Origin of the sequence: Clostridium sp. (genome assembly GCF_036643715.1) — a bacterium.
In the GTDB taxonomy this organism is placed as follows: Bacteria; Bacillota; Clostridia; order Clostridiales; family Clostridiaceae; genus Clostridium.
On the sequence record NZ_JAVXRL010000011.1, the window covers coordinates 45,910 to 70,862 of the forward strand.

Consider the following 24,953-nt stretch of genomic DNA (forward strand, 5'->3'; position numbering starts at 1 on the left):
TTTATAAACCTCGTTTTTTAGCAATACCTGTGAGCATAAGAGTTATAGCTCCATCTCCTGTGACGTTACAAGCAGTACCAAAACTATCTTGTAGTGCAAATATTGTTAGTATAAGTGCAGTTCCAGCTTCATCGAAAGCTAATACACTAATAATTAATCCAAGTGATGCCATAACAGTTCCACCAGGAACTCCAGGTGCACCAATTGCAAAAATACCAAGTAGTAATATAAATAATATCATTGTAGATAAACTTGGAAGTTTTCCATAAAGTATTTGAGAAACTGTCATTATGAAAAATACTTCTGTAAGAACTGAACCACATAAATGTATGTTAGCACAAAGTGGAACAGCAAAATCTACTATATCTTCTCTTAATGCTTTTGATTTTCTAGCACATTCTAATGCAACAGGTAGTGTTGCAGCGCTAGACATTGTACCAACAGCTGTAAGATAAGCAGGTCCATAATACTTTACAACGTCCCATGGGTTTTCTTTAGAAATGATACCTCCGATAATATAAAGTACGGAAAGCCAAATAAAATGACCAACAAGAACTATTAATATAACTTCAAAGAATACTGGTAGTTGAGTTGAAAGTCCACCTTCATAAGATAAGGCTGCAAAATTTGCTGCAATGAAAAATGGAAGTATAGGAATAATCACTCTATTTACTATACTTAAAACTATGTTTTGGAATTGATCTAATAGTTTTTCAACTAAATCAGCTTTTGTCCAACCAGTTGCAAGTCCTAAAAGTAATGCGAGTGCAAGAGCGCTCATTACACTCATTATAGGTGGAATATCAAGTTTAAATAATAATTCAGGTAGCTCTTTTAATGCTGTGTTATCAGCTGCGATAGATAGCTTTGGAATAATGTTATAACCAGCTACCATTGATAAAAGTGCGGCAAAAACTGATGATAGATAAGCTATCAAAACAGCATAGCCTAAAAGCTTACTTGCATTTTCTTTAAGCTTTGCAATTGATGGTGCAATGAATCCTAAAATGATTAGTGGCACTGCGAAAAATATTATTTGGCCTAAGATGTATTTAATAGTTACAACTACACCTATGACGGACTCGGAAGCATAACTTCCAATTAAAATACCGATAACTACTCCTATAAGTAGTTTGAAAATTAGATTATTAAATAATTTCTTCAAAATAAAAATCCTCCTTTTAGTTTGATTATATAAAATTTATTTATACACTATGTTAAGAATTTAAAGTGATAAAATGTATAAAAAAACTCCTGCCTCTAATATACAGAGGCAGAAGTAATATTCCGCGGTTCCACTCTGTTTGTATGCAAAAATAAATTAATTGCATAAAACTCAAAAATTAATAGGTACAAACATACCATAACGCTGTAACGTGCGTTCACGCTTCAATCTACTATAATAAAAGTTCGAAAAAAGAGCTCATAGAGGCACTTATTTGATAAATTCCCTTAAAGTCTCTTTCAGCTATAAAGACTATTCTCTGCAAAGTTATAATTATCATATTTTTCTATTCATCGCTTTTAGATTATAAAAACAATTCTTACTAAAATAGTAAGAATACTATAAATTGATTATAAGAAAAATTTTACTTTAAGTCAATATATAAGCGAAAAATTTAATAAAGATTGGAAATTATGTAACATTTAATAAAGGTAGGTGGACAAATAGACTAATTTGTATTTATTATTGAACGCATTACATATAAATAGTATAATTACATATCAAATTAATAGGGGGAAGTGCACTATGCAAAAGATAAAATCATTAAATTCAAAGCGAACTTCAAAAGGAATAATACTTTACATAATAATAATTTTGTGCATAATAATGCAACCAATAGAAGTAGCTCACGGAGCAACTATAACAAATAGTAATGCTCAAATAATAGATAATGGGATTTATAATTTAAATTACAATCCAAAGGAAGTATTAGCAGCCAATGGTGAATCTGTTGAAAGTTTTGTGAAAGCCCAAGGTAAGGAGTCATCAGGAAAATTTATAGTAGTTAATCGTGAAAAGAAAAGTATATCAACTTCAACTGTTGATATTTCACTTATTGATTCTGTAAATGATAGAATTTATCCAGGCGCTATACAGAGGGCTAATAAAGCACTTGTTGACAATAGACCAGATTTAATTGTATGTAAGAGAAAGCCATTAACAATAAGTGTAGATTTGCCGGGAATGGGTTATGAAAGCAAGAAAGTAGTTAAAAATCCAACTCATTCTAATGTTGTATCTGCAATAGATACTTTAGTATCAAAGTGGACTTCAATGTATGAAGGAAAGTATACACTGCCTGCTAGAACGCAGTATTCTGAATCTATGGTATATAGTGAATCACAACTTTCAACAGCATTAAAAGTAAATTCTAAGGCTGTAAGCAATTCACTAGGAATAGATTTTAGTGCTGTGGCAGAAGGAAATAAGACTATTATGGTTGCTGCGTATAAGCAAATATTTTATACAGTAAGTTGTGACTTACCAGAGTCTCCATCACAAATTTTTGGGGAGGATGTTACATTTAAAGAACTAGAGAGGAAGGGGATTAATAATGAAAATCCACCAACTCTTGTATCTAATGTATCTTATGGAAGAACTATTTATGTAAAGCTTGAATCAACTTCAAAAAGTAAAAATGTAAAATCAGCCTTTAAGGCATTATTACAAAATACAAATGTAGAAGCTAATGCTGAATATAAGGATATTTTAAATCAAAGTTCATTTACAGCGGTAGTGCTAGGTGGAGATTCAAAAGAACATAATAAAATTATAACTAATGATTTTGGAGAGATAAGAGATGTAATTAAATCAAATGCTGAATTTAGTGCTAAAAATCCAGGGTATCCAATATCATATACTAGCGTGTTTTTAAAAGATAATTCTATTGCATCAATAAAAAATAAAACAGATTATGTAGAAACTACAGCAACTGAATATAATGATGGAAAAATTATTTTAGATCATAGAGGAGCATATGTTGCAAGATTTTATGTATCATGGGATGAAGTTTCTTATGATGATAAAGGAAATGAAATTTTAACTCATAAGACTTGGAGTGGCAATGACTACGATAGGACGGCTCACTTTAATACTGAGATACCACTTGATGGTAATGCGAGAAATATATCAGTTAAGATAAAAGAATGTACAGGCTTAGCGTGGGAATGGTGGAGGACTATAGTTGATGTTAAAAATATTCCATTAGTTAAAGAAAGAATTTTCTATATTAGTGGAACAACCTTATATCCATATAAAAATATAACAACTGAAGTTTAAGTATAAAAAAAGGGACTATTTAAAATAGTCCCTTTTTACTAATTAGAAATTAGTGACATCCGCCACCGCATGAACCACATCCACCTTCTGGAGCGATTACTGGTTTAAGGCTTAAGCCATTTCCGTTATTTTCAGCTGATGAAATTATAATGAATCCACCAAACTCATCGATTAAGTTCTTACCGATAATGAAGTTTACTTCATTAACTGTTTCAACTACGTCATCATCAGTTGCATCTTCGATAGTTATGTTGAATACAGGACCGCTACAAGCATTTCCTGCATGATTAATTCTTATATTGTAATTCTCAACTTTATTTTCGTCTAAGAATTCTTTAAATTCATTGTAAGCTTCTTCGCTTATTGTAATATTTTTCATAAAACTCACCTATCCTAAATAAATTTTTTATTTTTTTATAATGATATTATACCACAATTTAATTCAAAGTAAACCAGTCAGAATTAAATTTTTAAAGGATAATGAAAATTTTTAAAGGAATATTGTTAAATAAAGAGAATTTATAAATATAATAGCAATCATAGTTAAAAAATTTTACAAATTAACAAAAATACTTTATAAATAGAAGGGTACAATAATAAAGGGATACTACTAAGTATAGAAAGGATGGTTTTGCGTGAAACCATATGATAAAGATTTTTTATTAGAGAAAATTAAAGAATATGATAAAAAAATTAGTTCAAATACTATTGGAGATCATAAAATAAGTAAATCATATGACGAAGATGGAATAACTGAAGGTTATATGTATGAAAAGAATGAAGAATTTAATATAAAGATGCCTGACCTTGAAGGTAATGATAAGTATTGGATGAGAATATCACCAAAAGAGATAGAAAGCACTTATGGAATAATTAAGAATGCTCATGGAAAAGTTGGTGTTGTTGGACTTGGGCTTGGCTATACTGTTCAAGAAATGGCAAAGAGAGATGAAGTTAAAGAGATTATTGTTTATGAAATAGAAGAGGATATAATTGATTTATATAGAAAGAACTTTAAAGATAATAAGAAAATCAAGATAATAAAAGGTGATGCTTACAAAGCTAAACCAGAAACTTTTGATTATTTTTTCGTTGACATTTATGAATATAAGTTAACTGAAAGTGTTGTTTCAGATTATGTTCTATTTAATAAACTTCACAATATTGAAGATTATACTTTCTGGGGAGTAGAACACTTTTTATTAAGCTGCAAATATGAAGAAATAGTTTGGGTTTATGTACCGGAAATATGGATGGAACTTAGTAAGAAAGCTTTTGCGGCACTACAGGAGTCAGGATATTTAAAGTATTATAATAAATTAGATGAAAGTCTTGTAAGTGAAATACTTCAAAAATTTAAGGTTGTTTTAGAATAATTTTTTGAATTTTAGTAAAATATATTTATAAGTATTGCTTTGATGGCGAAGAGTATAAAATTACTCTTCGCCTTTTTTGTGGATAAAAGTAAAAATTAATATATTATAGTAAATATTTACATATGAAATAAAACATGGTATGATTTTAATATAAAATTTAATAATATTCACATTAAATTTAAAAGTTTCATAGAAAATATTCTATACCATGAAAGGGGGTAATAAAGTAAAGAGGTGATTTTCTAATTTACAGTATTATAATTATGCAAATAGTTAACTATAAATAAGTTACACCATATTGAAATATAAGAGGGTTAAAAGGAGAAAGAGGGTATGAAATGTAAGAAAATATTAGGGGTGTTACTTTCATTATCTATAATAGTAACATCAAGTGGAATAAGTGCTTTAGCAGATACTACAAAAAAAGATGGTAAGAATCCTGTAAGTAAAGTGTTAAGCGAAGAATCAGAAAGATCAATTTTATTTAATGATGGTTGGACATTTAATTTAGGAGATGTTCAGGGTGCAAAAGATAAGGATTTTAATGATGATTCGTGGAGAAATTTAACATTACCTCATGATTGGAGTATTGAATTAGATTTTAATAAAAATTCTCCATCAACACATGAAGGTGGCTACTTAGATGGGGGAATAGGCTGGTACAGGAAAAGTTTTGTTCTGCCAAAATCAATGGAAGGAAAAGAAATATCAATTGATTTTGATGGAGTTTATATGGATAGTTATGTGTATGTTAATGGCTTAGAAGTAGGGAATCATCCTTATGGATATACACCATTTTCATTTGATATAAGTGATAATTTAGTTTGTGATGGAGTCACTGAAAACGTTATAGCTGTAAAAGTTAATAATAAGCAACCAAGTAGTAGATGGTATTCAGGTAGTGGAATATATAGAGATGTCCGCATGACAGTAACTGAAAAAGTTCATGTTGATAAGTACGGAACATTTGTTACAACACCGAATCTTCAAGAAGAGTATAAAAAGGGAAAAGCTTTAGTTAATGTGAAGACGGATATATTGAATGAAGAAAAGGAAGATAAAAATGTTAAAGTAACTTCAACAATATATGATGGAGAAGGAAAGAATGTTGGTGAAGTAAGTAGTACAGAAGTTGTTTCAAAAAGTGGCAAGAAGGAATTTTCACATGATGTGGAAGTTAAAAATCCAAAACTTTGGAGCACAGAAAATGGATACATGTACAATGTTGTAACTACAGTTACTATTGACGATAAAGTTGTTGATGAATATAAAAGCGATTTTGGTATAAGATGGTTTGAATTTACTGATGATAATGGATTCTTTTTAAATGGAAAGCAAATGAAGCTAGAAGGAGTTTGCATGCATCACGATCAAGGTGCCTTAGGTGCAGTATCAAATGAAGCTTCAATAGAAAGACAAGTTAAGAAGCTAAAAGAGATGGGAGTTAATTCTATAAGGGTAACTCATAATCCAGCATCACAGCAATTAATTGATATATGTAATAGAGAAGGAATACTTCTTATAGAAGAAGCTTTTGATACTTGGTATGACGGAAAGAAATCACAAGACTATGGAAGATTTTTTGAGAAGAAATCAATTCATGGAGATATGACTTGGGCAGAATTTGATATAAAACAGATGGTCAATAGAGGAAAAAATGCTCCAAGTATAATAATGTGGTCTTTAGGAAATGAAATATGGGAAACTAATCAAGCAAAGGCAGTTCAAACGACAAAAGATTTAAATAAATGGGTTAAAGAAATTGATAATACAAGACCAACAACAATGGGAGAAGATAAATTTAGAATGGGTAGTGGACAAGGTTCCCATGAAGCTGTAGCTGATATTATAGATGTAGTAGGATTTAATTATGCTGAAGATAATTATGAAAGCCTTAGAGCTAAGCATCCAGACTGGAAGATTTATGGCTCTGAAAATTCATCAGCCACAAGAAGTAGAGGGGTATATGATCATCCAGAGAAAAAATTACAAATGCATACTCATGCAGATAAGCAGCAATCATCATATGATAATGATTATGTTGGTTGGGGAAAAACTGCAGAAGAAGCGTGGAAGAGAGATAGAGATAGAGAATATATTGCAGGGGAATATATTTGGACAGGCTTTGATTATATAGGAGAACCAACTCCTTATTATAATTCTTTCCCTTCAAAGAGTTCATACTTTGGAGCTATTGATACTGCAGGATTTGAAAAAGATATTTTCTACTTTTATCAAAGCCAATGGTCAGAGAAACCAATGGTACACTTATTACCTCATTGGAACTTTGAAAATGACGATAGTATAAAAGTTGATGGAGATAAAATATTAGTATATGCCTATACTAATGCAAACAGTGTAGATTTATATTTAAATGAAGATGTAAATAGTGATGAATTAGGTAAGTTAGTTGCAACAGATACTTATGAAGTAACTAATGCGGGATACAACGGTAAGTACAAAGAGACTGAAGATGGTAAATTACATTTAGAATTTAAAGTACCGTATAAACCAGGTAAATTAACTGCTGTTGCTAAAGATTCAAAAGGAAAAGAAATAGCACGTGATGTAGTTAAAACTGCTAATGAAGCTAAGGGAATTAAGTTAACAGCAGATAAGCAAGTTTTAAAAGCAGATGGATATGATTTATCATTTGTGACAGTGGATGTTGTTGATGAAAATGGAACTATGGTTCCAACAGCAGATAATTTAATTAACTTTGATATATCAGGAAATGGAAAGATTGTTGGAGTTGATAATGGTAATGCTGCAAGTGTTGAAAGATATAAAGATAATAAGAGAAAAGCATTTAATGGTAAAGCATTAGTTATTGTTCAATCAGATAAAAATGCAGGTCCATTTACACTTACTGCTTCAAGTCAAGGATTATCATCAAGCAGTATGTCAGGTTTCTCTGCACTAGAAGAAGATATGAATGGTAATAAAATTTTAGGATATGATGTCAGTGATATTACTGTTCCTATAAATGGTGAGCTTAAACTTCCAAGTAAAGTTAATGCTTTATATGCAAACGGTAATAAAGGAGAAGTTGATGTTAAATGGGAAGATGTGCCAGAAGATAAGTTAAAAACAGCTGGAACGTTTAAAGTTAAAGGTGTTGTAGCAGATAGTGATGTACCTGTAGTTATAAATGTAGTTGTTAAAGATATTATTGGTATTTTAGATACTAGACTATTAGTACCAGTTGGGCAAACTGTAGAGCTTCCAAATGAGGTTTCTGTTATATCAAATGATGGAAGTATATCAAAAGAGGAAGTAACATGGGATAGAACTTTAACAGAAGAGGATGTAAAGAAAGCTGGAACAGTCGAAATAAGCGGTGTGGTTAAAGGTATAGAAAAATTAAAAGCTAAAGCTATAATAGTTGTTTCAGATAAGACTAAAATTAAAAATATTGCTTTAAATGAAGGTGGAAGTTATCCTAAAGCATTTACAACTTATTCAGGACCAGACAATATAAATAATATAAATGATGGAATAATCTCAAAGGGGAATTCACCTCAAAATAGGTGGACAAACTGGGGTAAAGGAAGTCAAGATTATAATGATTATGTAGGAATAGAGTTTGATAAAGATTATTTAATTGGAAAAGTAGGACTATCTTTGTATAAAGATTCAGGAGTTGAAATTCCAAGTGAAATAATAATTGAATATTTTGATGGAGAAAAATTTATTCCAGTAAAAAATCAAAGTAAAACAAAGGGATTTACTGAGGTCGGAACTGAAGAAATAACTTTTGATGCTATAAAAACTAATAAGATAAGGGCATACTTAAAGGAAAATACAACAGCTAATAAGGCAGTTGGGCTTACTGAGTTTGAAGTATATTCAGAAGTTATGTCAATGGAAGGAACAGCACAACTTAAAGATATTAAAGTTAATAATAATAGTATAGAAGGCTTTAATGAGAATACAACTGAATATACAGTTAAAGTTCCATATGGAAGTAAAGTTCCAACTGTTACAGCATTAGCTAAAGACAATGCAAGTGTATTTGTAGTACCATCACTTAGTAATAATGGAAGTGCTATGATTTTTGTTACAGCAGAGGATGGACAATTAACTAAAAACTATTCAGTTAAATTTAAAGAAGAGGCACCAACTATTGAAAGTGCTAAAATTTCTTTATCTAAGGACGAGGTTGTAGAAGATGATGTGATTGACATATTAATTGATGCCAAATTACAAGATGGAAGTAAGATTAATGGAAGTAATTTAGACATTAAATATCATATTAAAGAAAATGGTGGAGAAGTTAAAGTAGATAAAGATAAGTTATATGCTTACACTAAAGGAAAAGTAGAATTATATGCTGAGGTAACTTACAAAGGTAAAACAGTTAAAACTAATACTTTAGATATTAATGTTTTAGAAAATGAATCAGACAAAACAATAGTATCATTTGAAAAAGTAAATATAGAGACTGAAAAAGGGGTTAAACCTAAATTACCAGAAAAAGTTAAAGCAACATTTGATATTGGACTTCCAAGAGATGTTAAAGTAACTTGGGATAATATAAAAGAAGAAGATTACAACAAATATGGAGTTTTCGAAGTTAAAGGCTCTGTAGAAGGACAAGAATTAAAAGCAATAGCTAAAGTAACGGTAAAAGGTATTTCAGAAGTTGAAAATATTTCAATGGCAACAAATATTAAAGTAGAACCAAAGTTACCAGCTGAAGTTAAGGCATACTATACTGATGGTACGTCAATAAATTCAAAAGTAACTTGGGAAGAGTATAACAAAGAATTATTAAACAAAGAAGGAACATTTGTTATACATGGTTCAGTTAAAGGAACTGATATTAAGGCTAAAGCTAATATAAGAGTAAGTAAAAATAGTATATTAGGTGATAATATAGCCCGTGCAAGAAATGGTTATGATTTACCTATGGCAATTGGATCATACACTAACGATAAAGATATAGATCAAGCATCAGAAGATAGTATAACTAAAGTTAATGATAATATAATAGAGCATAATCCAAACGCTGCTAATAATAGATGGAGTAATTGGAAGAGAAATAATAAGAATACTAGTGATTGGGTTGGAGTAATATTTGGCTCAGGAGTTTCAGAGAAAAAATACATTGATAATTTAGAAGTAGACTTCTTTGAAGATAGTGGATGCAAAGTACCAGAGAACTTTAAAATTCAATATTATGTTGGAGAAGAAGTTAAGTTACCAAATAAGCCAGGTCATGTAAAGGCAGAAGAGAGCTCACCATTTAATAATGAGGCTAACTGGAAAGATGTATCTAATTTAAAAGCAAATCCTGAAGTAACATCAGGAAGTGATACTAATAAGTATGAATTTGATATGGTAAACACTTATGCTTTAAGAATAAAAATGGATGCTAAAGCTAATATGGCTCTTGGAATAACTGAGATAAAAGCTTTTGAAAAGAAAGTAGTATCAAATTCAGATTTCAATGTTAATATGATAAAGCTAAATGATAAAAACTTAGACGGTTTTAGTGAAGATAGATTTAATTACACTATAAAGGTTGGAAGTAATGAAAAGTTACCTGTAGTTAAAGTTGATGTAACTAATAATGCATCAGTCTCTACAGTATATAGTACAGATGGATTTGAAAAGTTAGATATAGTTATTAAATCAGAAGATGGATTAAAGGAAGTTAAGTATGAAATTGCACTTGAAAGAGAATTAGAAGGTGAAGTAATTGACAAGACTGCTTTAAAGATGGCGATAGATTATGCAAAGGATGCAGAAGCAAATGGGGCACTTGAAGGTGTAGTTCCTAAAGTTGTTAAAGCATTTAAAGATGCACTTAAAGCTTCAGAAGGAGTATATTCTAATGAAAATGCTACTTTAGAAGAAGTGGATACTGCATTTAAAAATCTTATGAATGCAATTCATATGTTAGAGTTTAAACAAGGTGATAAAAAAGAGCTGCAAAGATTAGTAAATATTATTAAAGAATTAAATAAAGAGGAGTTTATAAATTCAACATGGAAGTCATTAGAAAGTGCATTAAATGATGGAATTAAAGTATTAAATGATGAAAATGCAATGCAAGATGAAGTAAATAAATCATTTGATAAATTAATGAAAGCTTATTTAGATTTAAGATTAAAACCAAATAAATCAAAGTTAGAAGCACTTATTAATGAAGTGAAGAATATGGATCTATCAAAATATACAGAAAAGAGTGTAAAAAAACTTAAGAATGAATTAGATAATGCAACTAAAGTATTAAATAATGAAGAAGCTACAGAAAAGGATGTAGATAATGCAATTAATAAGTTAAGAGCATCTTTAGATTCATTAGAAGAGAAAAATAAGGGTGATGAAGACAGTGGAAGTGATAATAATGGAAATGACAACGGTGGAAACAATAATAACGGAAATAACTCAGGAGAAAGCAATTCAGGAAATGATAATAATTCAAATGTAAATGGAGATAAGGGCAACAGTAGTAATATTCCAGCAACTGGGGGAGAGTATTCATCATTATGGTTAATGATAGGTTCATTAATTGCAGCTGTTGGAGTAGTTATAATAATGAAAAAAAGAACAGATAATAAAAAATAATTAATAAAATATATATAATTTAGGACGAAGAGTAATTAATTACTCTTCGTCTTTTATGTTAAAATGAATATATAAATTTATGAATGGAGGATTTTATGGAGAAAAACGAAGATAACAAAAGAAAAGTCGATATGAAAGAAATGATGCTTAATAGTAGTCAATTATTTAAAAAGAATATAATACTATTTATTTTAATATCATTATTATGTACAGTAGCGTACTTTTATTTTAGTGGAAGTACTATAGATGATTTACTATCAACTAAAGTATTTATTGGAATAGTACCTTTTGCTATGAGCATGTTTATTTTATTTATGACATGTGTACTTAGTGATGCTGCATGTATAATATGTAACTTATTAAAAACTATAGTGGATGAAATTAGTGGAAATAAAGAAGAATCATTAATCAAAAAAGTTATTATATTTACTGCATTGATGCTATTTTTTGAATTTATATTTAATCTTTTATCTGAGACTATGTCTGTAAATAGTACATTTACTTTTGTAATTATGTCTATTGGTAGTTTTGTAGCTTGCTACTTTGCAATGAATAAAACATTTAGTTAAAAATATATGGAACTCTGTTGCAAAAGAACGAAGGTAAATGTTGTTTTGCAACTTATATAGTTCTATAATGTCAATAGTAAAATGATAAAAAAGAAAACCTTTACTAAAAATTAACTAGTTAATTATTTAACAAAACTGAAAAGTGTGATAGAATATATATAAAAGAGGAGATGAATGTAATGGATACAAATAAAATTAAAATTCAATTAGAAAAGAAATATTTCAATACAAAAGGTTTTTGTAAAGCAGTGTGTCAAAAATTAGGTGCAGATGGATATGAATGTATTGTGGATAATTCAGAAAACATTATAGTTAATGGTGAAAGATATGCTTTAGAAAAGTGGAGCATCAATTATGAATCACCAATACAAGAAGCTACATTTACAAAATTATAAGATATTTTTTAGGGTAAATAGTTAAAAAAATAACTAACTCTGAAAGGGTTAATATGGAAAATATATATTTAGAATCAATTTTAAACTATAAGGCAATAGTTTTTTTATTAAGTTTATAATAATAAATTTAATAAAAAGCTATTGCCTTATATATTTGCTTTAATTATAAAGAAAGAGTACTTCATAAAATGAAGCACTCTTAACTAATAAATTATTTAACAACTATATTAACAAGTCTACCTTTAATAACGATAACTTTTATAATAGTTTTACCATCTGTATTTGAAAGGATTGTTTCATCAGCTAAAGCAGCTGCTTTAATTCCTTCTTCATCAAGGTCAGATGCTACATTGATTTTAGCTTTAATCTTTCCATTGACTTGGATAGCTATTTCAATTTCATCTTTAACTAAAGCTTTAGGGTCAAATGTTGGGAATGATTCATTAAATATTGAAGTAGTATTACCAAGTAATGACCATTGTTCTTCAGCAAAGTGAGGAGCAAATGGTGCTATAACTTTAATAAAGTCACTAACAACACCTTTTAAGAATTCACCATTTCTGTTTGATTCCTTATTATATTTTGATAAAGCGTTTATAAATTCCATCATTCTTGCAATGGCAGTATTAAATTGCATCTTATCTCCATCTTCGCTAACACCCTTAATAGTATTATGAAGCCAGAAGTTAAGCTCTTTTTCAGCTTTATCTATTGTAGTTTTGCTATTAGATGAATCAATTACTTCTCTTGACATTTCAAGTTGTCTTTGAATTCTATCAACGAACTTTCCAACAGACTTAATTCCGTCATCACTCCAAGCACCACCTTCAGTGTAAGCAAATCCAAACATTAAGTACATTCTAAATACATCAGCACCGTAATCTTTAATGTAATCATCAGGAGAAATTGTGTTTCCTTTTGATTTACTCATCTTAAGACCATCTGGTCCTAAAATTAATCCTTGGTGAACTAATGATTTAAATGGTTCATCAAAGTTTAAGTATCCCATATCTCTAAGAGCTTTTGTTATGAATCTTGCATAAAGAAGATGCATACAAGCATGCTCAGGTCCACCAACATACATATCAACTGGAAGCATTTGATCAATAAGTTCTTTATTAAATGGTGCTTCAGTATTTTTGTTATCAGGATATCTTAAGTAGTACCATGATGAACAAACAAATGTATCTAAAGTATCAACTTCTCTCTTAGCTTTTCCACCACAACATGGACATGTAGTATTTACGAATTCTTCTGATTTTGCAAGTGGTGATTTACCATCTGGTGCAAATTCAACGTCATATGGTAATTTAACTGGAAGATCTTTTTCAGGTACTGGAACAGTTCCGCACTTATCACAGTATACCATTGGAATTGGAGCACCCCAGTATCTTTGTCTTGAAACTAACCAGTCTCTTAATCTATAGTTAACTTTCTTTGTTCCTTCATTAGATGTAGCTAACTTTTCAACTATTTTAACTTTAGCATCAGCTGTAGTTAATCCATCAAACTCACCAGAATTTACCAAAACTCCATGTTCGCAGAATGGAAGTTCAGTTTCTTTTCCATCTTTAGCTTTAATTACTCTATTTATTGGAAGATCAAACTTCTTAGCAAAAGCAAAGTCTCTTTCATCATGAGCTGGAACTGCCATAACTGCACCAGTACCATAAGTTGCAAGAACATAGTCACCTACCCATATTGGAACTTCTTTTCCGTTAATTGGGTTTATAGCATAAGCACCAGTGAATACTCCAGTCTTTTCTTTTGAAATTGATTGTCTTTCGATTTCTGATTGTTTAGCTGTAGCTTCTTTATATTCTTCAATAAGAGCCTTATTTTCATCAGTTACAATTTCATTAACTAAATTATTTTCAGGAGCTAATACAACATATGAAACTCCACATAATGTATCAACTCTTGTAGTAAAGACGTCAAATGATAAATCGTGATCTTTTATTTTAAATGTAACTTCAGCACCAGTTGATTTACCAATCCAATGTTTTTGCATTGAAACAGTTTTTTCTGGCCAGTCTAATCCATCTAAGTCTTCAAGTAATTCATCAGCATAATCAGTTATTTTTAAGAACCATTGTGTTAAGTCCTTTTTAGTAACTTCTGTATCACATCTTTCACATAATCCATCTACAACTTGTTCATTAGCTAAAACAGTGTTACATGATGGACACCAATTTACAGGAGCTTTCTTTCTGTAAGCTAATCCTTTGTCGTATAGCTTTAAGAATAACCATTGAGTCCATTTGTAGTAGTCAGGTCTACAAGTTACAACTTCATTTTCCCAGTTGAACATTGCGCCCATTGCTCTTAATTGTTCTTCCATTTTAACTATGTTCTTATCAGTTGAATCTTGTGGATGAACTCCTGTCTTGATTGCATAGTTTTCAGCAGGTAATCCAAAAGCATCAAAGCCCATTGGTTGGAATACGTTATAGCCTTTCATTCTCTTAAGTCTTGCCCATGTATCAACTGGTCCGTAATTAAACCAGTGACCAGCATGAAGTTGGCTTCCTGATGGATAAGAGAACATTTCTAATACGTAAAGTTTCTTATCTAATCTTGATTTATCAAATTTATAAAGTTGTTCTTTTTCCCATTTTTCTTGCCATTTCTTATCTATGGCAGTTCCGTAGTTTCCCATGTTTTAAATTCCTCCTCAAAATATAATCAAATAAATAAAAAAAACCTCTCATCTCTTATAAATATAAGAGACGAAAGGATACTTCCGCGTTACCACTCTTGTTAGAAAATCATTATATAATAAATGAAATTTCTCACTCAATAATTTAACGGTTAAAACCGTACTTGATTTAAGTCTCAAGTAAGCTTATAGACAAGTTCCTATCTTTGTAATACTGCTTCGCACCAAAATACAGCAGCTCTCTGAAATTACGTTAGTATAGTACTACTTCTAATCATAGCAATAACATATTTATTTGTAATCATTTGTTTAAAATTATATCCCACAAGGTTCTAAAAAGTCAAGTATCACATTTTTTTTCAAAATATTCAAAAAGATATTGCAATAATATTTCATAATTGTTATAATAAATTTGAAATTAAATTTCGAAACGTTTCATTGGAAAAAAAGAAATGATTTTGAAATAAATCTGAATGAAAAGGGGAAACGATTTATGCAGGTTGATTTGAAGAAATTAGATACCGAAAGAATAAATGAAAATACGAAGAATATAGATACCTTGGCAACTAGAGATATTGTAAAGGCAATAAATGAAGAAGATAAACAAGTAGCACTTGCAGTTGAAAGAGTAATCGAGGAAATTTCTAAGGCGATAGACATTATATATGAAAAGATAAAAAATGGTGGAAGACTTATTTATATAGGAGCTGGAACATCTGGAAGACTTGGAGTATTAGATGCATCTGAATGCCCACCAACTTATGGAGTGGATTTTGAACTTGTAAGAGGTATTATGGCAGGGGGAGAATCTGCAATGTTTAAAGCTAAAGAGGGAGCAGAAGATTCAGAGGAACTTGCAATTTTAGATTTAAGAAACATCAATTTTTCTAAAGATGATGCTTTAGTTGGAATTGCAGCATCAGGAAGAACACCATATGTAATAGGAGCTCTTAAATATGCTAATAGTATTGATGCTAGTACAATTTCAGTTTGCTGTGTAAGCGATGGTGAAATATCAAAGTATGCAGATGTTGGAATTGAGGCTGTAACAGGTGCAGAAGTAGTAACTGGTTCAACAAGAATGAAGGCTGGAACAGCTCAAAAAATGGTTTTAAATATGTTATCTACAGGAACTATGATAAAGCTTGGAAAAGTTTATGGGAATTTAATGGTTGATTTAAAAGCAACAAATAAAAAATTGGTAGTTAGAGCAAAGGGAATTATTAAAGAAAGTACAGGATGTACTGATGAAGAGGCAGAAAAGTATTTTTATGAATCGGATGAAAACGTTAAAATAGCTATTTTTATGATTTTATCAGGTCTTAATAAAGAAGAATCAATAAAAGTATTAAACAGTAATGAAGGTAGGATTTCAGAAGCTTTAAATAGTATAAAAAATAATTAAAAATATTTTAATTGAAAGGTGAGATTTTAATGGCAAATTTAAATATGGAAGAAATAATATTCGAAATAATAGGAAATGCGGGAGAAGCAAAGGGACTAGCTTATGAGGCATTACAAGCAGCAGAAAAAGGGGAATATGAAAGAGCAGAGAATCTTTTAAAAGAATCAGATGAAGCATTATTAAATGTACATGCAGTACAAACTAAGTTAATACAAGAAGAAGCGGCAGGTAATAATGTTGAAGTTTCTTTATTAATGGTGCATGCACAGGATCATTTAATGACATCAATAGAAGCGAAAACACTTATTGAAGGAATGATAAGGTTATATAAAAAAATCGATGAAAAGTAGGTGAGTTAATGTTAGCTATAGGATTAATGTCAGGAACATCATTAGATGGTGTGGATGCAGCATTAGTTGAAATTAAAGGAAGTGGAATAAACACTAAAGTTAATCTTTTAGAATTTTTAACATTGGATCTAGATGAAGAAGTTAAAAAAGAAATAAAAGAAGCGTGTTTAGAGGATAAATCTTCTGTTCATGGAATATGTAGTTTAAATTTTAAATTAGGGTATATATTTGCAAGTGCAGCTAAAGCAGTCTGCAAGAAAGCAAATGTTAATATGGATGACATTGATTTTATAGCGTCTCATGGACAAACTATTTATCATATACCAAAGGAAAAGGATGGTCTTGTTAGATCTACTCTTCAAATAGGAGAATCAAGTGTAATAGCTTATGAAACTAATACTTTAGTAGTATCAAATTTTAGAGAAATGGATATGGCAGCTGGAGGAGAGGGAGCACCACTTGTACCTTATACAGAATATGTTTTATATAGTGAGATAGGTAAGACTATAGCTCTACAAAATATAGGCGGAATAGGAAATGTGACAGTATTACCTAAAGATAATTGTATTGATAATGTATTTGCATTTGATACAGGGCCAGGAAATATGGCAATAGATGAAGCATGTAATATATTATTTAATGTTACCTATGATAAAAACGGAGATATTGCAAGTTCTGGGAAGATTAATAATGAGATGTTAGAAGAAATTATGAAGTGTGATTATATATACAAAAAGCCACCTAAATCAACTGGTAGGGAAGATTTTGGACAAAGGTTTGTTGAAGAATTAATAGAAAAGTACAAGGATATAGCAAAAGAAGATATTATAACAACGCTTACTATGTTTACAGCTAAAACAATAGGATATAATTATAAAAAATTTATCCTAAATGAAAAGGGTTTAGATAAAGTTATTATAGCTGGAGGCGGAGCACACAATAAAACCTTGATTAAGTTTATAAAAGAAGAACTTAAAGGTATAGAAGTTTTAACTCAAGAGGAAATTGGTTTCTCATCTGATGCTAAAGAGGCGATAGCTTTTACTATTTTAGGAAATGAAACACTTAATAAGAATTTTTCAAATGTTCCATCAGCAACTGGAGCAAAAGAAAAGGTTATACTAGGTCAAATTACTATGAGTCCTTTTATGGACAGAAAGGGAAGAGGGGATAAATATGGGTTCAAAATATGCGAAAAAACAATTTGAATATAAAAGAAAAGCTTTTGCAGGAAGTAAAACAGATTATGGTATACCAACATTTAGTTTTAAAAGTAGCTTAATAATAATTGTAGCGGCTTCTATTGCAACATTTTTAGTACCTTATGTACTTAGTTTTATAGGATTAAGTTTTGATTTTGGAGTAATAATAGGAAATGCTGTAATAACAAGTTTTGCACTAGCGTATTCAAGATATTTTATAGAAAGTAAACGAGGATATTGTAAAGGATTTTTTGTAACATATGGAGGTTTTGCATTAGCATTTTGTATAATTGCATTCTTCTGGATGTATTTAAATTCTTACATTTAAATAAAAAAACAATAAGATAAAAATAAACTATGCACAAAATTTAGGAGGAATTAATTATGAAAGTATTATTTGTTTGTTCACAAGGAATGTCAAGTGCAATAGCTGTAAATGCACTAAAAAAGACAGCAGAAAAAGCCGGAATAGATATGGAAGTATTAGCAGTTAGTACACAAGAATTTGAAGAAGAAGTTAAGAATGGGTATGCAATTTCAATGGTAGCACCACAAGTAAGACATAGATTTGATTATTTAAAAGAATATGCAGATAATGCAAACGTTCCATGTGTATTAATTAAACCTCAAGCATATAGTCCACTTGGAGGACCTAAACTTTTAGAACAAGTTAAAGAAGCTCTAGGAATTTAGTTTATATCTAATTTATAAATTTTCTATGGTATAAAAATGGGTGAATATATTTAGTAGAATTTATTAGAGAAAAAATGGTAGTATAACTTTTTTATGAGAAGTTAACAGTAGGAATTAATGAAGTAAAAATTATATTAGGGAGGGAATTTTTATGTTAGAAAAGTTTACTAACTTTCTAGAAAACAAATTATCAATGCCAATGGCAAGACTAGCCGAACAAAGACATCTACGTGCAGTACGTGATGGTATTATTGCAACATTACCTTTAATCATTGTAGGATCATTCTTTTTAATTGTAGCATTTCCACCATTACCAGAATCATGGGGAGTTACTCAGTACTTAAAAGCAAACGCAGCAACTATATTGCTTCCATACAGAATGACAATGTATATTATGACCATGTATGCTACGTGGGGGATCGGGTATAGTTTAGCTAAATCATATAAATTAGATGGAGTAACAGGTGGTATATTATCTGCTATAGCATTTATGATGACAATTGTACCTCAAGCTGTAGAAGGTTTAGGATGGGTTATGCCTATGTCAAACATGGGTGGAGGCGGAATGTTCGTTGGAATAATCGTTTCTATACTAGCAGTTGAAGTATTAAGATTTACAACTACAAAGAATTTTAGAATTAAAATGCCAGAGCAAGTGCCACCATCAGTTGCAAGATCTTTTGAGGCACTTACACCAACAGCTATAATAATTCTTTTAATGGCAACAGCAACATACTTCTTAAAGTTTGATTGGCATGGTGTTGTAGCTAAAATTGTTGATCCATTAGTATCAGCATCAGATTCACTTCCAAGTGTATTAATATTAGTTTTCTTAATTACATTATTCTGGTCATTTGGTATTCATGGAGTATCAATAATTGGATCACTTGCAAGACCACTATGGCTTCAATTATTAGATCAAAATACAGCAGCAGTAGCAGCGGGACAACCTGCAGTTGGAATCGCATCAGAACCTTTCTTCCAATGGTTTATATGGGTTGGAGGAGCTGGAGCAACAATAGGGCTTGTAATATTGATGGCTACGGTATGTAAATCAAAATATGGGAAGAGTCTTGGAAGAACAGCATTAGTTCCAGGAATATTTAATATAAATGAGCCGGCGATATTTGGAGCACCAATAGTATTAAATCCAATTTTAATAATACCATTTGTAGTAACACCAATGATACTTGCAGTACTTTCTTGGTTTGCAATGAGTATGGATTTAGTAAGTAAAGTTACAGTTACAGCACCATGGACATTACCAGGACCTATAGGAGCATTTTTAGCAACTGGTGGAGACTGGAGAGCTGTTGTATTAAATATAATATGTATAGTAATATCACTTATAGTGTACTATCCATTTGTAAAAATGTACGATAAAAAATTATTAGCAGAAGAAGCGGCAGAAGAAGCATTAGACGCTTAATAGTATAAAGAGTTATTTAACAATATGATCAATGAGATACTTTCATGTGTCTCATTGATCATTAAAATTATAATTAAAAGTATTAGGAGGATTCATTATGGGAAGATTAGGAATATCAATTTATGAAGAAAAAAGCACTGAAAAGGAAATATATGAGTATATAGATAGAGCAAAGGAATGTGGGTTTAGTAGAATTTTCTCTTGCCTTTTATCAGTTACAGATACAAAAGAAAATATAGTTAAAAAATTTAAAGGAATTAATAAATATGCAAAGCAAAAAGGATTTGAAGTTATAGTTGACGTAAGTCCGAGGGTTTTTGATGATTTAGGAATTAGCTATAAAGATTTGAGTTTCTTCAAGGAGATTGAGGCAGATGGATTAAGATTAGATGCGGGTTTCTCAGGCCTTGAAGAGTCACTTATGACATTTAACAAAGAAGGACTTAAAATAGAAATAAATATGAGCAATAATACAAGTTATATTGATACTATTATGGATTATATACCAAACAAGGATAATCTAATAGCATGTCATAATTTTTATCCACATAGATATAGTGGTTTAAACTTTGACCATTTTATGAAATGCACAGAAAGATTTAATAAGCATGGATTAAGAACAGCAGCTTTTATAACAAGTCAAAATAATGAGACATTCGGTCCATGGCCTGTTACAGATGGATTACCAACTTTAGAGATGCATAGAGAACTTCCTATGGATGTTCAAGCTAAGCATTTAATTGCAATGGGCAATATTAATGATATTATAATTTCAAATTGTTATCCATCAGAAGAAGAATTATTAAAGATTAAAGATATGAGAAAAGATATGGTTACTTTTGATATTACATTAGTTCAAGATGTACCAGAGATAGAAAAGAAAATATTATTCGATGAATTACATTTTAATAGAGGTGACTTCTCAGATAACTTAATAAGATCAACTCAAAGTAGAGTAAAATATAAAGGTCATGAATTTAAACTATTTAACCCAAAAGAGATAATAGAAAAGGGTGATATAATTATAGAAAGTAGTGAATACGGACATTATGCTGGAGAAGTTCAAATAGCTAGAGAAAATATGAAAAATAGTGGAAAATCAAATGTAGTTGGAAAGATAAGAGAAGAAGAGATATTTTTATTAGATTATATTAAACCGTGGCAAAAGTTCTCATTTAATGAATCTAAATAAGTAATTGATAAAAGGAGTATAATATTATGTACTATTTAGGCATCGATGGTGGTGGGACTAAAACGCAATTTACAATTACAGATGAAAAATTAAATGTAATTGGTACATTAAACAAGGGAACATCACACTTTAAACAAATAGGACTTTTAGGTGTTAGGGATGTTTTAAAAACTGGATTTTTAGATATACTTAAAAAATGTAATATTAAAGAAGAGAAATTAGCTGGAGTTGGAATTGGAATTGCAGGTTATGGAAACGTAAAAGAACATAGGGAGGCTTTAGAAGATATAGTATATGATGTCTTTAAAGGTTTTAATGTTACCCTTAAAAACGATGTTGAAATAGCCCATGCTGGAGCATTAGAAGGTGAAGATGGCATCGTAATAGTTGCAGGAACAGGTTCAATTGCATTTTCAAAAATAGGTGAAACTTATAAAAGATGTGGTGGCTGGGGTTATACAATTGGTGATGAAGGGTCAGCATATTATATAGGTAAGAAAATAATTGAGATATTTAGTAAAGAGGCAGATGGCAGAAAAGAAAAAACACAAATATATGACATGCTTAAAAGGTATATAGATATAACATCAGACTATGATTTAATAAAATACATTAATGAAGAAATAAAATGTGATAGATTGAAAATTGCTGAACTATCAATGATATGTTTTGAGGCTGCTAAAGAAGGGGATAATGAAGCTATAAATATATTTTCAAGTGCAGCTAGTGAATTAAGTGAAATGATTAATTTATTAGTTGAGGATTATGATAATAGAAGTGTACATGTATCCTATTTAGGTGGAGTATTTAAATCTGGAGAGTATATTTTAAAACCTTTAAAAAAGAATTTAAAGGATAATGTAGTAATAATAAAGCCTAAATACACAGCAGATATAGGGGCTATAATTTTGAGTAAAATGAGTAAAAAGACTAATATGGTATAATTTCATTAAAAAATCAATTTAGGAGAAGAGTATGAGTTGTTTATATATTATAAAAGAAGGAATGAATAGTTTTACAGGTAGTGAGCAAAAGCTAGGTACGTATATATTAGCAAACAAAGATGAAGTAGTAAGTCTTTCAGCACAAGAACTTGCAGAGAGAGTTAATGTTTCTGCTGCTGGAGTTGTAAGATTTTCAAAAAAACTTGGCTTTAAAGGTTTTACTGCACTTAAAGTTGAACTTGCAAAAGAAAGTGATGATGAGCCAATTGATTTTACTGAAATGATAAGTAAAAATGATGATGTAAAGACAATGGTTAAAAAGACTATGAAATCTAATATAAGTACGATAGAGAAGACATATAACTTACTTAACTTAGATCTTTTAGAAGAGGCAATCAATAGTATTTCAAAAGCAAAAAAAATATATATTTATGGTGTCGGAGCATCAGGACTTGTGGCGCTTGATTTTCAATATAAGCTTTTAAGAATAAAGAAGGAAGCATTTTATACAACGGATTCACATATACAACTTACAACGTCATCACACATTGAAAAAGATGACGTCGTAATTGCTATAAGTTACAGCGGTGAAACGAAGGAAGTAAATGCAGCAGTTTATGAAGCAAAGAGTAAGGGTGCAAAAGTAATTGCAATAACTAAGTATGTTAGTAGTACATTATCAAAAAATGCAGATATACCTTTATATATTCCAAATGAGGAAAGGGAAATAAGACTTGGTGCTATAGCATCAAGAATATCTGCACTTACTTTAATTGATATTTTATACCTTGGAATCGCAAAAGAGGGTATAGATAGAACTACAGATTATATAAAAGAGACTAGAAGAGTAATACAGAAGATAAAATAAGTAGTACAAAAATTAATACAAATAATATTAATAAGCTCAATAATAAAGTGTAAGACGTTAGATTCTTAAAACTTTATTATTGAGCTTTAAATTATAATGAAAAAATTTTTTAAAACAACTATAACTTTGAAAAATGTTACAAATAATAGAAAAAAGAATTATGAAAACTATTGCAAAGATAAATAGGACTTGCTATAATGATATTGAAATAATATTTCTTTTAAAACAAATAAATAATGAAATTAAATTACAAAACAGAGATGATTTGTAAACGTTAACCAAATTAAAGGGGGAATAATTATGAGAGTTTTATTTGTTTGTTCACAGGGTATGTCAAGTGCTATAGCTGTAAATGCACTTAAAAAGACTGCAGAGAAAGCAGGCATTGAAATGGAGGTATTAGCTGTTAGTACGCAAGAGTTTGAAGAAGAAGTTAAAAACGGCTATGATATATCAATGGTTGCACCACAAGTTAGACACAGGTTTGATTACTTAAAGGAATATGCAGATAATGCAAATGTTCCATGTGTATTAATTAAACCACAAGCATACAGCCCACTTGGAGGAGCAAAGCTTCTACAACAAGTTAAAGAAACACTTAATTTATAAAAGGCATTATAAAGGGGAGGGAATTTTATGTTACAAAAGTTTACGGATTTTTTAGAAAATAAGTTATCTATGCCAATGGCAAGATTAGCTGAACAAAGACACTTACGTGCAGTACGTGATGGGATTATTGCAACATTACCTTTAATCATTGTTGGATCATTTTTCTTAATTATTGCATTTCCACCATTACCAGAATCATGGGGGATTACTGAGTATTTAAAAGCAAATGCAGCAACTATACTGCTTCCTTACAGAATGACAATGTACATTATGACCATGTACGCTACCTGGGGTATTGGATATAGTTTAGCTAAATCATATAAACTAGATGGAGTAACAGGTGGTATATTAGCAGCAATTGCATTTATGCTTACAATTGTTCCTCAAGTAGTAGATGGTTTAGGATTTGTAATGCCTATGGCTAACATGGGTGGAGGCGGAATGTTCGTTGGAATAATTGTTTCTATTCTAGCAGTAGAAATTCTAAGGTTTACAACAACGAAGAATTTCACTATTAAAATGCCAGAACAAGTTCCACCATCAGTTGCAAGATCATTCGAAGCACTTACACCTACAGCTATACTTATATTCTTAATGGGAACTTTAACTTACTTCTTAAAGTTCGATTGGCACGGAATTATAGCAAAGGTTGTTGATCCATTAGTATCAGCATCAGATACACTACCAAGTGTATTAATATTAGTTTTCTTAATTACATTATTCTGGTCATTTGGTATTCATGGTGTATCAATTATAGGTTCACTTGCAAGACCTTTATGGCTTCAATTATTAGACCAAAATACAGCAGCAGTAGCAGCTGGAAATGCAGCACCTGGAATTGCAGCAGAACCTTTCTTCCAATGGTTTATATGGGTTGGGGGATCAGGAGCAACTATAGGACTTGTAATTCTAATGGCTACAATATGTAAGTCTAAGTATGGTAAGAGTCTTGGAAGAACAGCTTTAGTTCCAGGAATATTTAATATTAATGAACCTGCAATATTTGGAGCACCAATAGTATTAAATCCAATTTTAATAATACCATTTGTATTAACTCCAATGGTACTGGCCACCTTATCCTGGTTTGCAATGAGTATGGATTTAGTAAATAAAGTAACAGTTACAGCACCTTGGACATTACCAGGACCTATAGGAGCATTCTTAGCTACTGGAGGAGACTGGAGAGCTTCAGTTCTTAATATAATTTGTATAATTATTTCAATAATAATGTACTATCCATTTGTAAAGATGTATGATAAGAAATTATTAGCTGAAGAAGTTGATGGTGAAGGAAATATAATTTAAATACAAGATATTTAAAGGGGATGTTTGAATAAACTAAGAAAATCCATAAATTTTATTATGAATTTTGATAGTTATAATTTTTAAGCATCTCCTTTTTT

19 protein-coding genes and 1 other annotated feature are annotated in these 24,953 nt (G+C 30.2%); of the genes, 16 read left to right on the forward strand and 3 right to left on the reverse strand.

The window, feature by feature from the left end:
• Position 1 precedes the first annotated feature (1 nt).
• Entirely contained in the window at positions 2-1,165 is a 1,164-nt protein-coding gene (locus RSF37_RS05115) for a dicarboxylate/amino acid:cation symporter (protein ID WP_332563323.1), read from the reverse strand.
• 585 nt (positions 1,166-1,750) lie between these two features.
• Here RSF37_RS05115 and RSF37_RS05120 point away from each other — a divergent pair.
• Positions 1,751-3,283, forward strand: coding sequence for a thiol-activated cytolysin family protein (locus tag RSF37_RS05120; protein ID WP_332563324.1), 1,533 nt, complete (start codon positions 1,751-1,753; stop codon positions 3,281-3,283).
• 49 nt (positions 3,284-3,332) lie between these two features.
• Here the strand turns inward: RSF37_RS05120 and RSF37_RS05125 are convergent, their stop codons facing one another.
• The gene (locus tag RSF37_RS05125; protein ID WP_332563325.1) at positions 3,333-3,662 is read right to left on the reverse strand and encodes a HesB-like protein; all 330 of its coding nucleotides are present in this window, start codon (positions 3,660-3,662) and stop codon (positions 3,333-3,335) included.
• 256 nt (positions 3,663-3,918) lie between these two features.
• On the opposite strand from RSF37_RS05125, the gene RSF37_RS05130 reads away from it, so the two are divergent.
• From RSF37_RS05130 to RSF37_RS05145, 4 genes are all read left to right on the forward strand, one after another.
• Entirely contained in the window at positions 3,919-4,659 is a 741-nt protein-coding gene (locus RSF37_RS05130) for an rRNA adenine N-6-methyltransferase family protein (protein ID WP_332563326.1), read from the forward strand.
• 333 nt (positions 4,660-4,992) lie between these two features.
• Positions 4,993-11,235, forward strand: coding sequence for an Ig-like domain-containing protein (locus RSF37_RS05135; RefSeq protein ID WP_332563327.1), 6,243 nt, complete (start codon positions 4,993-4,995; stop codon positions 11,233-11,235).
• Between the two features lie 95 nt (positions 11,236-11,330).
• Positions 11,331-11,804: a hypothetical protein gene (locus tag RSF37_RS05140; RefSeq protein ID WP_332563328.1), complete on the forward strand. Its 474-nt coding sequence runs from the start codon at positions 11,331-11,333 to the stop codon at positions 11,802-11,804.
• Between the two features lie 179 nt (positions 11,805-11,983).
• Positions 11,984-12,199, forward strand: coding sequence for a hypothetical protein (locus tag RSF37_RS05145; protein ID WP_332563329.1), 216 nt, complete (start codon positions 11,984-11,986; stop codon positions 12,197-12,199).
• 211 nt (positions 12,200-12,410) lie between these two features.
• On the opposite strand, the gene leuS is transcribed toward RSF37_RS05145, so the two are convergent.
• Complete coding sequence (leuS, locus tag RSF37_RS05150) at positions 12,411-14,858, reverse strand: leucine--tRNA ligase (protein WP_332563330.1); 2,448 nt, start codon at positions 14,856-14,858, stop codon at positions 12,411-12,413.
• Positions 14,859-14,921: 63 nt separating this feature from the next.
• Positions 14,922-15,145: a binding site (T-box leader), on the reverse strand.
• Positions 15,146-15,351: 206 nt separating this feature from the next.
• Here leuS and murQ point away from each other — a divergent pair.
• The 11 genes from murQ to RSF37_RS05205 all read left to right on the forward strand — a co-directional run bounded on the left by murQ (position 15,352) and on the right by RSF37_RS05205 (position 24,855).
• Positions 15,352-16,263, forward strand: coding sequence for an N-acetylmuramic acid 6-phosphate etherase (gene murQ / locus RSF37_RS05155; protein WP_332563331.1), 912 nt, complete (start codon positions 15,352-15,354; stop codon positions 16,261-16,263).
• Positions 16,264-16,292: 29 nt separating this feature from the next.
• Positions 16,293-16,613, forward strand: coding sequence for a PTS lactose/cellobiose transporter subunit IIA (locus tag RSF37_RS05160; protein ID WP_332563332.1), 321 nt, complete (start codon positions 16,293-16,295; stop codon positions 16,611-16,613).
• Positions 16,614-16,621: 8 nt separating this feature from the next.
• Positions 16,622-17,821: an anhydro-N-acetylmuramic acid kinase AnmK gene (gene anmK, locus RSF37_RS05165; RefSeq protein WP_332563333.1), complete on the forward strand. Its 1,200-nt coding sequence runs from the start codon at positions 16,622-16,624 to the stop codon at positions 17,819-17,821.
• Positions 17,790-18,143 (forward strand): hypothetical protein, encoded by a 354-nt coding sequence (locus tag RSF37_RS05170; protein WP_332563334.1) that lies wholly within the window; start codon positions 17,790-17,792, stop codon positions 18,141-18,143. The genes anmK and RSF37_RS05170 overlap by 32 nt, the downstream gene beginning before the upstream one ends.
• A 56-nt stretch (positions 18,144-18,199) precedes the next feature.
• The gene (locus RSF37_RS05175; RefSeq protein ID WP_332563335.1) at positions 18,200-18,508 is read left to right on the forward strand and encodes a PTS sugar transporter subunit IIB; all 309 of its coding nucleotides are present in this window, start codon (positions 18,200-18,202) and stop codon (positions 18,506-18,508) included.
• A gap of 151 nt (positions 18,509-18,659) precedes the next feature.
• Complete coding sequence (locus RSF37_RS05180; protein WP_332563336.1) at positions 18,660-19,937, forward strand: PTS sugar transporter subunit IIC; 1,278 nt, start codon at positions 18,660-18,662, stop codon at positions 19,935-19,937.
• A gap of 97 nt (positions 19,938-20,034) precedes the next feature.
• Positions 20,035-21,129 carry a DUF871 domain-containing protein gene (locus RSF37_RS05185; protein ID WP_332563337.1) on the forward strand — a complete coding sequence of 365 codons (1,095 nt, stop codon included), beginning with the start codon at positions 20,035-20,037 and terminating at the stop codon, positions 21,127-21,129.
• Positions 21,130-21,155: 26 nt separating this feature from the next.
• Positions 21,156-22,073, forward strand: coding sequence for an N-acetylglucosamine kinase (locus RSF37_RS05190; RefSeq protein WP_332563338.1), 918 nt, complete (start codon positions 21,156-21,158; stop codon positions 22,071-22,073).
• Positions 22,074-22,104: 31 nt separating this feature from the next.
• Positions 22,105-22,941 carry a MurR/RpiR family transcriptional regulator gene (locus RSF37_RS05195; RefSeq protein ID WP_332563339.1) on the forward strand — a complete coding sequence of 279 codons (837 nt, stop codon included), beginning with the start codon at positions 22,105-22,107 and terminating at the stop codon, positions 22,939-22,941.
• 300 nt (positions 22,942-23,241) lie between these two features.
• Complete coding sequence (locus RSF37_RS05200) at positions 23,242-23,550, forward strand: PTS sugar transporter subunit IIB (RefSeq protein WP_332563340.1); 309 nt, start codon at positions 23,242-23,244, stop codon at positions 23,548-23,550.
• Between the two features lie 27 nt (positions 23,551-23,577).
• Positions 23,578-24,855 carry a PTS sugar transporter subunit IIC gene (locus tag RSF37_RS05205; protein WP_332563341.1) on the forward strand — a complete coding sequence of 426 codons (1,278 nt, stop codon included), beginning with the start codon at positions 23,578-23,580 and terminating at the stop codon, positions 24,853-24,855.
• The last annotated feature ends 98 nt before the right edge of the window (positions 24,856-24,953 follow it).

Bases quoted from the DNA above. Each gene is read 5' to 3' on its own strand.
- RSF37_RS05125 (WP_332563325.1), bottom strand. From the start codon at position 3,662: ATGAAAAATATTACAATAAGCGAAGAAGCTTACAATGAATTTAAAGAA.
- anmK (WP_332563333.1), top strand. From the start codon at position 16,622: ATGTTAGCTATAGGATTAATGTCAGGAACATCATTAGATGGTGTGGAT.
- RSF37_RS05180 (WP_332563336.1), top strand. From the start codon at position 18,660: ATGTTAGAAAAGTTTACTAACTTTCTAGAAAACAAATTATCAATGCCA.
- RSF37_RS05170 (WP_332563334.1), top strand. From the start codon at position 17,790: ATGGGTTCAAAATATGCGAAAAAACAATTTGAATATAAAAGAAAAGCT.
- RSF37_RS05140 (WP_332563328.1), top strand. From the start codon at position 11,331: ATGGAGAAAAACGAAGATAACAAAAGAAAAGTCGATATGAAAGAAATG.
- RSF37_RS05145 (WP_332563329.1), top strand. From the start codon at position 11,984: ATGGATACAAATAAAATTAAAATTCAATTAGAAAAGAAATATTTCAAT.
- RSF37_RS05120 (WP_332563324.1), top strand. From the start codon at position 1,751: ATGCAAAAGATAAAATCATTAAATTCAAAGCGAACTTCAAAAGGAATA.
- RSF37_RS05200 (WP_332563340.1), top strand. From the start codon at position 23,242: ATGAGAGTTTTATTTGTTTGTTCACAGGGTATGTCAAGTGCTATAGCT.
- murQ (WP_332563331.1), top strand. From the start codon at position 15,352: ATGCAGGTTGATTTGAAGAAATTAGATACCGAAAGAATAAATGAAAAT.
- RSF37_RS05190 (WP_332563338.1), top strand. From the start codon at position 21,156: ATGTACTATTTAGGCATCGATGGTGGTGGGACTAAAACGCAATTTACA.
- RSF37_RS05195 (WP_332563339.1), top strand. From the start codon at position 22,105: ATGAGTTGTTTATATATTATAAAAGAAGGAATGAATAGTTTTACAGGT.
- RSF37_RS05185 (WP_332563337.1), top strand. From the start codon at position 20,035: ATGGGAAGATTAGGAATATCAATTTATGAAGAAAAAAGCACTGAAAAG.
- RSF37_RS05175 (WP_332563335.1), top strand. From the start codon at position 18,200: ATGAAAGTATTATTTGTTTGTTCACAAGGAATGTCAAGTGCAATAGCT.
- RSF37_RS05205 (WP_332563341.1), top strand. From the start codon at position 23,578: ATGTTACAAAAGTTTACGGATTTTTTAGAAAATAAGTTATCTATGCCA.
- leuS (WP_332563330.1), bottom strand. From the start codon at position 14,858: ATGGGAAACTACGGAACTGCCATAGATAAGAAATGGCAAGAAAAATGG.
- RSF37_RS05160 (WP_332563332.1), top strand. From the start codon at position 16,293: ATGGCAAATTTAAATATGGAAGAAATAATATTCGAAATAATAGGAAAT.
- RSF37_RS05135 (WP_332563327.1), top strand. From the start codon at position 4,993: ATGAAATGTAAGAAAATATTAGGGGTGTTACTTTCATTATCTATAATA.